This is a genomic window from Enterobacter cloacae complex sp. HYC074_NIDB (genome assembly GCF_056673345.1).
Genome location: NZ_CP114214.1, coordinates 1,831,824 through 1,844,956 on the forward strand (window position 1 = coordinate 1,831,824; position 13,133 = coordinate 1,844,956).

At 57.0% G+C, this 13,133-nt stretch carries 15 protein-coding genes; 12 read left to right on the forward strand and 3 right to left on the reverse strand.

Annotated elements, in window-relative coordinates:
- Window positions 1–34 precede the first annotated feature (34 nt).
- The gene (murJ, locus tag O1724_RS08950; protein WP_003858004.1) at window positions 35–1,570 is read left to right on the forward strand and encodes a murein biosynthesis integral membrane protein MurJ; all 1,536 of its coding nucleotides are present in this window, start codon (window positions 35–37) and stop codon (window positions 1,568–1,570) included.
- Window positions 1,571–1,628: 58 nt separating this feature from the next.
- Here murJ and flgN read toward each other — a convergent pair whose 3' ends face one another.
- The 3 genes from flgN to flgA all read right to left on the reverse strand — a co-directional run bounded on the left by flgN (window position 1,629) and on the right by flgA (window position 3,105).
- Window positions 1,629–2,054: a flagella biosynthesis chaperone FlgN gene (gene flgN / locus O1724_RS08955; RefSeq protein ID WP_003858003.1), complete on the reverse strand. Its 426-nt coding sequence runs from the start codon at window positions 2,052–2,054 to the stop codon at window positions 1,629–1,631.
- A 4-nt stretch (window positions 2,055–2,058) separates the two neighbouring features.
- On the reverse strand, window positions 2,059–2,352 hold the full coding sequence (flgM, locus tag O1724_RS08960; protein ID WP_003858002.1) for a flagellar biosynthesis anti-sigma factor FlgM: 294 nt from the start codon (window positions 2,350–2,352) through the stop codon (window positions 2,059–2,061).
- Window positions 2,353–2,436: 84 nt separating this feature from the next.
- Window positions 2,437–3,105, reverse strand: coding sequence for a flagellar basal body P-ring formation chaperone FlgA (flgA, locus tag O1724_RS08965; protein ID WP_126296691.1), 669 nt, complete (start codon window positions 3,103–3,105; stop codon window positions 2,437–2,439).
- 157 nt (window positions 3,106–3,262) lie between these two features.
- On the opposite strand from flgA, the gene flgB reads away from it, so the two are divergent.
- The 11 genes from flgB to flgL all read left to right on the forward strand — a co-directional run bounded on the left by flgB (window position 3,263) and on the right by flgL (window position 13,120).
- On the forward strand, window positions 3,263–3,679 hold the full coding sequence (gene flgB / locus O1724_RS08970) for a flagellar basal body rod protein FlgB (RefSeq protein WP_003857999.1): 417 nt from the start codon (window positions 3,263–3,265) through the stop codon (window positions 3,677–3,679).
- Window positions 3,680–3,682: 3 nt separating this feature from the next.
- Entirely contained in the window at window positions 3,683–4,087 is a 405-nt protein-coding gene (gene flgC, locus O1724_RS08975; protein WP_058652263.1) for a flagellar basal body rod protein FlgC, read from the forward strand.
- A gap of 11 nt (window positions 4,088–4,098) precedes the next feature.
- Window positions 4,099–4,809, forward strand: coding sequence for a flagellar hook assembly protein FlgD (gene flgD, locus O1724_RS08980; protein WP_023315808.1), 711 nt, complete (start codon window positions 4,099–4,101; stop codon window positions 4,807–4,809).
- A gap of 26 nt (window positions 4,810–4,835) precedes the next feature.
- The gene (gene flgE / locus O1724_RS08985) at window positions 4,836–6,044 is read left to right on the forward strand and encodes a flagellar hook protein FlgE (protein ID WP_003857992.1); all 1,209 of its coding nucleotides are present in this window, start codon (window positions 4,836–4,838) and stop codon (window positions 6,042–6,044) included.
- Window positions 6,045–6,064: 20 nt separating this feature from the next.
- Window positions 6,065–6,820 carry a flagellar basal body rod protein FlgF gene (locus O1724_RS08990; protein WP_126296690.1) on the forward strand — a complete coding sequence of 252 codons (756 nt, stop codon included), beginning with the start codon at window positions 6,065–6,067 and terminating at the stop codon, window positions 6,818–6,820.
- Window positions 6,821–6,831: 11 nt separating this feature from the next.
- Complete coding sequence (gene flgG, locus O1724_RS08995; protein ID WP_000625853.1) at window positions 6,832–7,614, forward strand: flagellar basal-body rod protein FlgG; 783 nt, start codon at window positions 6,832–6,834, stop codon at window positions 7,612–7,614.
- Between the two features lie 57 nt (window positions 7,615–7,671).
- Complete coding sequence (gene flgH, locus O1724_RS09000; RefSeq protein ID WP_003857987.1) at window positions 7,672–8,370, forward strand: flagellar basal body L-ring protein FlgH; 699 nt, start codon at window positions 7,672–7,674, stop codon at window positions 8,368–8,370.
- 12 nt (window positions 8,371–8,382) lie between these two features.
- Entirely contained in the window at window positions 8,383–9,480 is a 1,098-nt protein-coding gene (locus tag O1724_RS09005; protein ID WP_003857984.1) for a flagellar basal body P-ring protein FlgI, read from the forward strand.
- Window positions 9,481–10,434, forward strand: a complete 954-nt coding sequence (gene flgJ, locus O1724_RS09010; RefSeq protein WP_126296689.1) for a flagellar assembly peptidoglycan hydrolase FlgJ — start codon at window positions 9,481–9,483, stop codon at window positions 10,432–10,434.
- Window positions 10,435–10,509: 75 nt separating this feature from the next.
- The gene (gene flgK / locus O1724_RS09015; RefSeq protein WP_414539027.1) at window positions 10,510–12,150 is read left to right on the forward strand and encodes a flagellar hook-associated protein FlgK; all 1,641 of its coding nucleotides are present in this window, start codon (window positions 10,510–10,512) and stop codon (window positions 12,148–12,150) included.
- 16 nt (window positions 12,151–12,166) lie between these two features.
- Entirely contained in the window at window positions 12,167–13,120 is a 954-nt protein-coding gene (gene flgL / locus O1724_RS09020) for a flagellar hook-associated protein FlgL (RefSeq protein ID WP_003857977.1), read from the forward strand.
- Window positions 13,121–13,133: the final 13 nt, after the last annotated feature.

Here is a 13,133-nt window from a genome sequence, read left to right on the forward strand (position 1 = left end):
CTGGAAATCCGTAGGGTTGTGGAACTTCACGTTAATGAACTTATTAAAATCGCTGGCGGCCGTCAGCTCGATGACCATGTTTTCCCGCGTGCTTGGCTTTGCGCGCGATGCCATTGTGGCAAGGGTTTTTGGCGCAGGGATGGCGACTGACGCCTTTTTCGTTGCGTTCAAGCTGCCGAACCTGCTGCGCCGTATTTTTGCCGAAGGGGCTTTCTCACAGGCATTTGTCCCGATCCTTGCGGAATATAAAAGCAAGCAGGGCGAAGATGCCACCCGCGTCTTTGTGGCTTACGTTTCCGGTTTACTGACGCTGGCGCTGGCGATCGTGACCGTCCTGGGCATGCTGGCAGCGCCCTGGGTAATCATGGTAACGGCACCGGGCTTTGCCGACACGGCGGATAAATTTGCCCTGACGACGCAACTGCTGCGGATAACCTTCCCCTATATTCTGCTGATTTCGCTGGCGTCGCTGGTGGGTGCCATCCTGAATACCTGGAACCGCTTCTCCGTGCCGGCCTTTGCCCCCACGTTCCTTAATGTCAGCATGATTGGCTTTGCGCTGTTCGCCGCGCCGCATTTTAACCCACCGGTGCTGGCGCTGGCCTGGGCCGTGACCGTCGGCGGGGTGTTACAGCTTGCTTACCAGCTTCCGCACCTGAAAAAGATCGGCATGCTGGTTCTGCCGCGCATTAGTTTCAAAGATGCGGGCGCAATGCGCGTTATTAAACAGATGGGACCGGCGATACTCGGCGTGTCCGTCAGCCAGATCTCGCTGATCATCAATACCATCTTCGCCTCTTTCCTGGTGTCGGGCTCGGTGTCCTGGATGTACTACGCCGATCGTCTGATGGAGTTTCCATCAGGGGTGCTGGGCGTGGCGCTGGGGACTATTCTGCTGCCGTCGCTGTCGAAAAGTTTCGCCAGCGGCAACCACGATGAATACTGCCGCCTGATGGACTGGGGACTGCGTCTCTGTTTTCTGCTGGCATTGCCAAGCGCGGTGGCGCTGGGGATCCTGGCAAAACCGCTGACGGTGTCGTTGTTCCAGTATGGAAAATTCACCGCCTTTGATGCCGCCATGACCCAGCGTGCACTGGTAGCCTACTCGGTGGGGCTGATGGGGCTGATCGTCGTGAAGGTGCTTGCGCCCGGTTTCTATTCACGTCAGGACATCAAAACGCCGGTTAAGATTGCCATTGTGACGCTGATTATGACGCAGCTGATGAACCTCGCGTTTATTGGACCGCTGAAACACGCGGGGCTGTCATTGTCGATTGGTCTGGCGGCCTGTCTGAACGCCGGGCTGCTGTACTGGCAGCTGCGCAAGCAGGATATCTTCACACCGCAGCCGGGCTGGGCAAGCTTCCTGCTGCGTCTGGCGATCGCGGTAGTGGTGATGGCGGCTGCGCTGGTTGGCATGTTGTATGTCATGCCTGAATGGGCGCAGGGCACCATGCCTTACCGCCTGATGCGTCTGATGGCCGTGGTGGCGGTCGGGGTGGTGGCGTACTTTGCCACGCTGGCGGTGCTTGGCTTCAAGGTGAAAGAATTCACCCGCCGCACGGTATAAACGTCAAAAGGGGAGTCACCAGAAGGTGCTCCCCGCTTCATGACGTGCCGCTACTGCGTCAAATCGAAATCTTTTTCCCGCCCGTGATACGTGCCGTGGCCGTCTGACCATCCGCACCGTACAGACCCGGCTCTTTATAGGGCTTTAACACCTCAAGCGCCTGCTGATTACGGATAATCTGACCTTCCAGCAGCCAGCCGTTATGCTGGTTGAGATCGCGAAGATGCTGGGTTTTTTCTGTAATGGTCTGCCAGCGTTCGTTGATCTCATCATTGGCGCTGCGTTTCGCGTCTTGCTCAGCGCGTCGCTGTTTTTCCAGATAATCCAGGGTCGCCAGCAGCGAGCTTTTATCTTCAGTTATGCGTTGCAACGCGCTGCCGTTGATTTGACCAGAAGAGAGGTGGTGCTGTTCGGCATCCATCACCGTTTTCAGGTCGTTCAGGACCACCGTCATCTGATCCAGTATTTCTGACAGTCGACTCATACGGTTAGTTACTCTGGAGGAAACTCTGTGCGTCCTGAATCAGCGCATCAGCGATTTTGCTGGTATCCATTTTCAGTTCGCCGTTACGGATAGCCGTTTTCAGCGCTTCAACACGTTCCATGTTGATATCGCTGCTGCCTGGCTGCATCAGCTTCGACTGCGCATCGCTCAGCGTGACGCTGGTGCTGTTAGCCGTCGACGTTTTTTCCAGACGCGTTTTTTGCGGGGCAGCCTCATTCGTTTCGCGAGGTTGTACAGTGCTAACCGGCTTCAGGGCTGATGTACGATCAATGCTCATAGTGTTGTCCTCATCGAGGGTTCGCGGCGTTTGCGCCTGACATCATCATTTGTTGAATATTTATCGGCAGTCGCCGCGAAATCTTTAAAAAGATTTCAGGTTAATCAGAATATTCCCATCAGGACCGACCGTGCCGCTGACCACCTGGCCTGAGGACATTCTGACCCGGGCATTTTGCGCCACTGCGGCATTATTCAGCGCTTTTCCTTCGCTGTTGATACTAAACCCTTCGCCATTGGCGACCACCATCACCTGTTGTCCCGCTTTCACCCGCCATGCCTGGCGCAGCATGGATAGCTGTATCGCCTGTCCAGGGGCGACATCGCGCAGGCTGACCGCCTCCTGAGCCTGGTTAATGTCCAGCATCGTCCGCGGTGGAAGCTGATCCAGACGGCCTCGCTTCAGCGTTACGCTGTCAGGTTGCAGCAGGCTGCCTCGCGGAATCGGAACGGCGGCGACAACATAATTGCCCGTCGCCTGTACCGCAACCTGTAAATACCGTTTTTCATTGGCGCAACGCGCCAGCACGTTCACGTTACCCCATAACTTTGTGCTGCCGGTCACGCTAAATGACGGGGCTTCGCAGGAAGGGTAAAGGTTAGGCGGGGTGCGCACGGTCACGCGTACGTCATCGCTGAAACCGGCCAGCTTCTGCGCAAAGAATGCATTGAGCTGGTCCTCTAACCCCTCCGCCTGCACCAGAGGGCTCAAAAGCAACAGGGTCGCCGCCAGGCCACGTTTAAAAGTCCGCATCGCACGTTCCACCATGTCCAGAATTAAGCAAATTCTACCCGCAGTGGTTTTCCATCAACGCAACAAATAGCGACGCATTTTGCGCTTATTCCGTCGATAAGGGAGACGCCTTGAGATTTAAGCTGTGAACTGAAATTTTCTCATCAGCGGAGGAGACATGCTCGATAAACTCGACGCCGCGTTACGTTTTCAGCAGGAAGCGCTCAATTTACGCGCCCAGCGGCAGGAGATTTTAGCCGCCAATATCGCCAACGCGGATACCCCCGGGTATCAGGCGCGCGATATTGATTTTTCCAGTGAACTCAAAAAAGTGATGGAGCGTGGACGTGCCGAAGGAACGGGTGTCTCACTGGCCCTGACATCCTCACGTCATATTCCCGCTCAGGCGATGACCGCGCCAACGACCGACCTGCTTTACCGTATTCCCGATCAGCCCTCGCTTGATGGTAACACCGTCGACATGGACCGGGAGCGCACACAGTTTGCCGATAACAGCCTGCAATACCAGACAGGCCTGACGCTACTCGGCGGGCAAATTAAAGGCATGATGACCGTCCTACAGGGGGGCAATTAGTAAATGGCCTTGCTGAATATTTTTGATATCGCCGGTTCGGCATTAACGGCGCAGTCTAAACGACTGAACGTGGCCGCCAGTAACCTGGCCAACGCCGACAGCGTGACCGGCCCTGACGGGCAACCGTATCGCGCTAAACAGGTTGTCTTCCAGGTTGATGCTGCACCGGGTACGGCAACGGGCGGCGTAAAAGTGGCGGACGTGGTTGAGAGCCAGGCACCCGACAAGCTGGTTTACGAGCCAGGCAACCCGCTCGCGGATGCCAGCGGCTACGTGAAAATGCCGAACGTGGATGTGGTCGGGGAGATGGTGAACTCCATGTCCGCGTCGCGCAGCTACCAGGCAAACGTCGAAGTGCTTAATACCGTGAAGAGCATGATGCTCAAAACACTCACACTCGGCCAGTAAAGGAGACACGCATGTCCATCGCCGTAAACGTGAATGACCCGACAAATACCGGCGTCAATAGCACCAGCAGTACGACCGGTTCCAGCTCTCTCACCGGGAGCAATGCCTCCGATTTACAGAGCAGCTTCCTGACCCTGCTGGTGGCGCAGCTGAAAAATCAGGACCCGACCAATCCGATGCAGAACAACGAACTGACCACGCAGCTTGCGCAGATCAGTACCGTCAGCGGCATTGAGAAACTGAACACCACGCTCGGCTCGGTCTCCGGTCAAATCGATAACAGCCAGTCCTTGCAGGCCGCCAACCTGATCGGTCACGGGGTGATGATCCCGGGGACCACGATTCTGGCGGGCACCAGCACTACCGATGGCACGTCCACCACCACCACGACGCCGTTTGGCGTTGAGTTGCAGCAGCCGGCCGACAAAGTCACCGCCACCATCAAAGACGCCAGCGGCAACGTGGTGCGCACGATTGAGATTGGCGAGCTTAAAGCGGGCGTTCATACCTTTACCTGGGATGGCAGCCTGACCGACGGCACTAAAGCGCCTAACGGCTCGTATCAGGTTGCGATTAGCGCCAGCAACGGCACCACTCAGCTGGTGGCTCAGCCGCTACAGTTTGCCCTGGTTCAGGGCGTCATCAAAGGTAGCGATGGTAACAAACTGGATTTGGGTACCTCCGGTACCACCACACTCGACGAAGTTCGGCAGATTATCTAAGCCTTCATACTTATCAGGAGTAAGTCATGGCCTTTTCTCAAGCGGTCAGCGGCCTGAATGCTGCGGCCACCAACCTGGACGTCATTGGCAACAACATCGCCAACTCCGCGACCTATGGTTTTAAATCCGGTTCTGCGTCTTTTGCAGATATGTTTGCAGGCTCTAAAGTGGGCCTGGGCGTGAAGGTGGCGGGTATCACCCAGGACTTCACCGACGGGACGACCACCAACACCGGTCGCGGTCTGGACGTCGCCATCAGCCAGAACGGTTTCTTCCGTATGGTGGATGCCAACGGTTCCGTGTTCTACAGCCGCAACGGCCAGTTCAAGCTGGATGAAAACCGTAACCTGGTGAACATGCAGGGGCTTCAGTTAACCGGTTATCCGGTTGCCGGCACGCCGCCTACGGTGCAAACCGGTGCGAATCCGCAGGCGATCTCCATCCCAACGACGCTGATGGCGGCGAAGTCCACCACCACGGCCTCTCAGCAGATCAACCTGAACTCCACCGATACCGCACCAACCGTCGCCTTCGACCCGGCCAACCCTGACTCTTACAACAAGAAAGGCACCGTGACGGTGTTTGACAGCCAGGGTAATGCGCACAACATGAACCTGTTCTATGTCAAAAACGCGACGCCAGCTAACTCCTGGAAGGTGTATTCCCAGGACGGCAGCGTAGCGGGAGATGCCGCGAAACTGGCAACCACGCTGACCTTTAACGCGAGCGGCGTGCTGACGGGTGGCGATGATATCAAGATCACAACGGGCACCGTTCCGGGCGCGACGCCAGCCACGTTTGACATGAGTTTCGCCAACTCCATGCAACAGAATACCGGTGCGAACAACATCGTGGCGACCAGCCAGAACGGTTATAAGCCGGGCGATCTGGTGAGCTACCAGATCAACGATGACGGTACCGTTGTCGGTAACTATTCGAACGAACAGACCCAGGTGCTGGGCCAGATCGTGCTGGCAAACTTCGCCAACAACGAAGGCCTGAAATCCGAAGGGGACAACGTCTGGTCTGCCACGCAGTCTTCCGGTGTTGCCCTGCTGGGTACTGCGGGTTCCGGTAACTTCGGCACGCTGACCAACGGCGCGCTGGAAGCCTCTAACGTCGATCTGAGTAAAGAGCTGGTGAACATGATCGTCGCGCAACGTAACTACCAGTCCAACGCGCAGACCATCAAAACCCAGGATCAGATCCTTAACACGCTGGTTAACCTGCGTTAAGCAGCTGACGGGAAAGCGCAATGGATCACGCAATATATACAGCGATGGGCGCAGCAAGCCAGACGCTCAACCAGCAGGCTGTTACCGCCAGCAACCTGGCGAACGCCTCCACGCCAGGTTTTCGTGCGCAGCTCAACGCGCTGCGTGCGGTGCCGGTAGAAGGGCTGTCATTGCCCACGCGTACGCTGGTCACCGCTTCCACGCCGGGCGCCGACATGACGCCAGGCCAGATGGATTACACCGCGCGTCCGCTGGACGTTGCCCTTCAGCAGGACGGCTGGCTGGCGGTGCAAACGGCTGACGGTGGGGAAGGGTATACCCGCAACGGTAATATCCAGGTGAGCGCCACCGGGCAGCTGACGATTCAGGGGCATCCGGTGATGGGCGAAGCCGGTCCGTTGACGGTGCCGGAAGGGTCAGAGCTGACCATTGCGGCAGACGGGACGATTTCGGCGTTAAACCCGGGCGACCCGGCTAACACCGTTGCGCCTGTCGGTCGTCTGAAGCTGGTGAAAGCGGAAGGCAACGAAGTGCAGCGTGGCGATGACGGGATGTTCCGTCTGACCCAGGCGGCGCAGGCCACGCGTGGCGCCACGTTACAGGCCGACCCGACCATCCGCGTGATGTCCGGCGTGCTGGAAGGCAGTAACGTCAAACCGGTAGAAGCCATGACCGACGTGATCGCCAGCGCCCGCCGCTTCGAAATGCAGATGAAAATTATCAGCAGCGTCGATGAAAACGCAGGCAAGGCTAACCAACTTCTGGCTATGAGTTAACAGGACTCCCTATGATCAGTTCTTTATGGATCGCGAAAACCGGTCTGGACGCACAGCAAACCAATATGGATGTGATTGCCAACAACCTGGCAAACGTCAGCACCAATGGTTTCAAGCGCCAGCGTGCGGTTTTCGAAGATTTGCTTTATCAAACGATTCGTCAGCCAGGGGCGCAGTCTTCTGAGCAAACCACGCTGCCGTCCGGTCTGCAAATTGGTACCGGCGTGCGCCCGGTTGCCACCGAGCGTCTGCACAGCCAGGGCAACCTGTCCCAGACCAACAACAGTAAAGACGTTGCCATCAAAGGTCAGGGTTTCTTCCAGGTGCAGCTGCCTGACGGGACCTCCGCCTATACCCGCGATGGTTCGTTCCAGGTGGATCAGAATGGTCAGCTGGTGACAGCGGGCGGCTTCCAGGTTCAGCCTGCGATCACCATCCCGGCGAACGCGCTGAGTATCACCATTGGTCGTGACGGTATCGTCAGCGTCACTCAGCAAGGTCAGGCCGCGCCGGTCCAGGTTGGACAGCTCAATCTGACGACCTTCATGAACGATACCGGGCTGGAAAGCATCGGTGAGAACCTCTACACCGAAACGCAGTCTTCCGGCACGCCAAATGAAAGTACCCCGGGCCTGAACGGGGCGGGGCTGCTGTATCAGGGGTATGTGGAAACCTCGAACGTTAACGTGGCGGAAGAGCTGGTGAATATGATCCAGGTCCAGCGCGCCTATGAAATTAACAGTAAAGCAGTGTCGACGACCGACCAGATGCTGCAAAAACTGACGCAACTCTAAGGTGTAGCCCGGTGCGGTAAACGTCGCACCGGCTCCCTGTTTTCGAAGATGAAGGCAATGCAAAAAAACGCGGCGTTTCGTTATCCGATCCTGACTGTTCTGGCCGTCACCCTCAGCGGGTGTGCCTGGATCCCGTCTAAACCATTGGTACAGGGTGCGACTACCGCCCAACCCGTTCCCGGCCCCGCGCCGGTGGTGAACGGTTCTATTTTCCAGACCGCGCAGCCGATTAACTACGGTTATCAGCCGCTGTTTGAAGACCGTCGTCCGCGTAACGTCGGCGATACGCTGACCATTGTGTTGCAGGAAAACGTCAGCGCGAGCAAGAGCTCGTCGGCGAACGCCAGCCGCGACGGCAAAACCAATTTTGGCTTCGACACCGTACCGCGCTATCTGCAAGGGCTGTTCGGCAACGCCCGTGCGGATGTGGAAGCCTCCGGCGGCAACACCTTTAACGGTAAAGGTGGCGCGAACGCCAGCAATACCTTCAGCGGAACGCTGACGGTAACGGTTGACCAGGTTCTGGTGAACGGCAACCTGCACGTGGTGGGCGAAAAACAGATCGCCATTAACCAGGGTACGGAATTCATTCGTTTCTCCGGTGTGGTTAACCCTCGCACTATCAGCGGCACCAACACCGTACCGTCCACCCAGGTGGCGGATGCGCGCATTGAGTACGTCGGCAACGGCTACATCAACGAAGCGCAAAATATGGGCTGGCTGCAACGCTTCTTCCTTAACCTATCGCCGATGTAAGCGAGGTGACCTATGTATAAATTTCTCTTCGCCGTGGCGTTGTCGCTGGTCGCTACCGTTGCGCAGGCCGATCGCATACGCGATCTCACCAGCGTGCAGGGCGTGCGCGAAAACTCCCTGATTGGCTATGGCCTGGTGGTGGGGCTGGATGGGACGGGTGACCAGACGACCCAGACGCCGTTCACCACCCAGAGCCTGAACAACATGCTCTCGCAGCTCGGTATTACCGTACCGGCCGGGACCAACATGCAGCTGAAAAACGTGGCGGCCGTGATGGTGACCGCGTCTTATCCGGCCTTTGCGCGTCAGGGGCAGACCATCGACGTGGTTGTCTCGTCGATGGGTAATGCCAAAAGCCTGCGTGGCGGTACGTTGCTGATGACGCCGCTGAAAGGCGTCGACAGCCAGGTGTATGCTCTGGCGCAGGGCAACATTCTGGTTGGCGGAGCAGGCGCGTCGGCGGGCGGCAGCAGCGTGCAGGTGAACCAGCTGAACGGGGGACGAATTACCAACGGCGCGATCATCGAACGTGAGCTGCCGACCCAGTTCGGCACCGGCAACACCATTAACCTGCAACTGAATAACGAAGACTTTACGATGGCGCAGCAGATCGCTGACACCATCAACCGCAGCCGGGGCTACGGCAGCGCCACCGCGCTGGATGCCCGCACCGTGCAGATCCGCACGTCAACCGGCAGCAGCAACCAGGTGCGGATGCTGGCCGATATCCAGAATATGGAAGTGAACGTGCCGGTTCAGGATGCGAAAGTCATTATCAACTCCCGTACCGGCTCGGTGGTGATGAACCGCGAAGTGACGCTGGACAGCTGCGCCGTGGCGCAGGGCAATCTCTCCGTCACGGTTAACCGCTCGGCCAACGTCAGCCAGCCGGATACCCCGTTTGGTGGCGGTCAGACGGTAGTGACCCCGCAAACGCAGATTGATTTACGACAGAGCGGCGGTTCGTTGCAGAGCGTGCGCTCCAGCGCCAACCTGAACAGCGTGGTGCGTGCTCTGAACGCGCTGGGTGCAACGCCAATGGATCTGATGTCCATTCTGCAATCCATGCAAAGTGCAGGCTGCCTGCGCGCCAAACTGGAAATCATCTAAATGCTGACCGATAGCAAACTGTTGACCAATGCCGCCTGGGATGCCCAGTCGCTCAACGAGCTGAAAACCAAAGCGGGCAAGGATCCGGCGGCGAATATCCGCCCGGTTGCCCGTCAGGTGGAAGGCATGTTCGTGCAGATGATGTTGAAAAGCATGCGTGAAACTCTGCCGAAAGATGGCATGTTCAGCAGCGATTCCACACGGCTTTACACCAGCATGTACGATCAGCAGATTGCCCAGCAAATGACCGCCGGAAAGGGGCTCGGCCTGGCGGACATGATCGTGAAGCAGACCGCAGCCGCTCAGGGACTCCCGCCTGAAGAGGCCCCGCCGCAGGTGCCGCTGAAGTTTGATCTGGAAAAGGTGACCAGTTATCAAAATCAGGCGCTAACGCAGATGGTGCGTAAGGCGATGCCGAAGCCGGCAGAAACGCGTGACGAGCCGCTCTCCGGCGACAGCAAAGACTTCCTGGCGCAGCTCTCCCTGCCGGCGCGTCTTGCCAGTGAAGAGAGCGGCGTGCCGCACCATCTGATTCTGGCGCAGGCGGCGCTGGAGTCGGGCTGGGGGCAACGTCAGATCCGCAGGGAGAACGGCGAGCCGAGCTTCAACATCTTTGGCGTGAAGGCCACCTCCAGCTGGAAAGGGCCGACCACGGAAATCACCACTACCGAATATGAAAACGGTGCGGCAGTGAAGGTGAAAGCCAAATTCCGCGTCTACAGCTCGTATCTGGAAGCGTTGTCGGATTATGTCGGGCTGTTGAGCCGGAATCCGCGCTACACCGCGGTGACCCAGGCCGCCACGCCAGAGCAGGGCGCTCAGGCATTGCAGAATGCCGGCTACGCGACCGATCCAAACTATGCACGCAAGCTGACCAGCATGATCCAGCAGCTGAAATCCATGTCTGAAAAGGTCAGCAAAGCGTATAGCACAGATCTCGAAAATCTGTTCTGAAAGTTCTCAAGTCCCGGAGGAGGTTGCCGATAACCTTCATCAGGACTCGTGTCTGAACGTATAAAAGGAACCCCCATGTCCAGTTTGATTAACAGCGCCATGAGTGGCCTCAGTGCTGCGCAGTCGGCACTCAATACCGTCAGTAATAATATTTCAAGCTACAACGTGGCAGGTTATACCCGCCAGACCACCATTTTGGGGGCATCAAACAGCACCCTGACCGGTGGTGGCTGGGTGGGTAACGGGGTCTATGTCTCCGGCGTTCAGCGTGAATATGATGCGTTTATCACCAACCAGCTGCGTGCGGCGCAGAACCAGAGCAGTGGGCTGACCACGCGCTACCAGCAGATGTCAAAAATTGACGACGTGCTGTCGGATACCACGAACTCGCTTTCTGCCAACCTCCAGGATTTCTTTAAAAGCCTGCAAACGCTGGTGAGTAACGCAGAAGATCCGGCTGCACGCCAGACGGTGCTCGGTAAGGCGGATGGTCTGGTAAACCAGTTTAAAACCAACGATCAATATCTCCGCGATCAGGATGCGCAGGTCAATACGGCGATTTCTACCAGCGTTGATCAGATCAATAACTATGCGAAGCAGATTGCTAACCTTAACGATCAGATCTCCCGGCTGACTGGCGTAGGGGCGGGCGCATCCCCGAACGAACTGCTCGATCAGCGCGATCAGCTGGTGAGTGAACTGAACAAGATTGTCGGTGTGGACGTTACCGTACAGGACAGCGGCACGTATAACATCTCTATCGCCAACGGTTACACCCTGGTACAGGGCAGCAACGCAAGTCAGCTGGCGGCGGTGAAATCCAGTGCGGACCCAGCGCGTGCAACGATTGCGTATGTGGATGCCGCAGCAGGCAACGTGGAGATCTCAGAAAAACAGATCACCACGGGGTCGCTTGGAGGGCTGTTAACGTTCCGTTCTCAGGATCTGGATCAGGCGCGAAACACCCTCAACCAGATGGCGCTGGCGTTTGCGGATGCCATGAATACCCAGCACCAGGCGGGCTTTGATGCCAACGGGGATAAAGGCGGCAAGCTGTTTGATTTTGGCTCCCCGGCAGTGCTGAGTAACGGCAAAAACACCGGAAGCGCGTCCGTTACGGCCACGATGACGGACAGTACCAAGGTCCAGGCGACAAACTACAAAGTTGAGTATAACGGTACTGACTGGACAATCACGCGTCTGTCGGACAACACCAGCTTCACGGCCAAGCCTGACGCCAGCGGTAATCTGTCGTTTGATGGTCTTAACGTTAAGATTAGCGGCTCAGCCAATAATAAAGACAGTTTCATCGTCAAACCGGTGAATGACGTCATTGTGAATATGGACGTTGCGATCAGCGACGAATCCAAACTGGCGATGGCCTCCGCGCAAGGAAGCGGCGAAAGCGACAATACCAATGGCCAGAAGCTGCTGGATTTACAGAGCGCTAAGCTGGTGGGGGGGAACAAAACCTTTAACGATGCTTATGCCGCGCTGGTCAGTACGGTGGGCAGCACCACGGCGTCGCTGAAAACCAGCAGCGAAACCAAAGTTAACGTGGTGACGCAGCTGACCAAACAACAGCAGTCAATCTCCGGGGTTAACCTGGATGAAGAGTATGGCAACCTGCAACGCTATCAGCAGTACTATCTGGCGAATGCGCAGGTGCTGCAAACGGCGAGCACGCTGTTTGATGCATTGATCAATATCCGCTAAGGCTGAGGCATAAAAAATGCGTATTAGTACTCAAATGATGTATGAGCAAAGCATGCGCGGCGTGACGAACTCCCAAAGTCTCTGGCTCAGCTACGGCGAGCAGATGTCTACGGGGAAGCGCATCAATCGTCCATCTGACGATCCGATTGCCGCTTCGCAGGCCGTTGTGCTCTCTCAGGCACAAACGCAAAACAGCCAGTATGCGCTGGCGCGCTCCTTCGCTACGACGAAAGTCTCGCTGGAAGAGAACGTGTTATCGCAAGTGACAACCGCTATCCAGGCTGCTCAGGAAAAGATTGTCAATGCGGGCAACGGTACGTTAAGTGACGATGACCGCGCTTCGCTGGCCACGAACCTGCAAGGTATTCGCGATCAGCTCATGAACCTGGCTAACAGCACGGACGGTAACGGCCGCTATATTTTTTCCGGTTACAAGACCGAAGCGGCGGCTTTCGACCAGACTACGGGTGATTATAAGGGCGGCGGAACGCCAATCAGCCAGCAGGTTGACTCAGCGCGCACGATGCAAATCAGCCATACGGGCACTGAAGTTTTCGATAGCTTCACCAGCAATGCGAAGCCAGAGCCAGATGGTAGTAAACCGGAAACGAATTTGTTCAAGATCCTCGACTCCGCAATTGAAGCGCTGAATACGCCGATTGGGGAGGATGAAACGAAAGCCGAGGCGTTTACGGCGGCTATTGATAAAGCCAACCGTGGCCTTAGCAACTCCCTCAACAACGTGCTGACCGTGCGCGCCGACCTCGGCATCAAGCTGGATGAGCTGGGCAAGCTGGACGCTCTGGGTGAAGACCGCGCGCTGGGTCAGACCCAGCAGATGAGTAACCTGGTTGACGTGGACTGGAACTCGGTGATTTCGTCCTACACCATGCAGCAGGCGGCGTTGCAGGCCTCGTATAAAGCCTTTAGCGATATGCAGGGTATGTCTTTGTTCCAGATGAACAGATAAGACTCTGACCTGT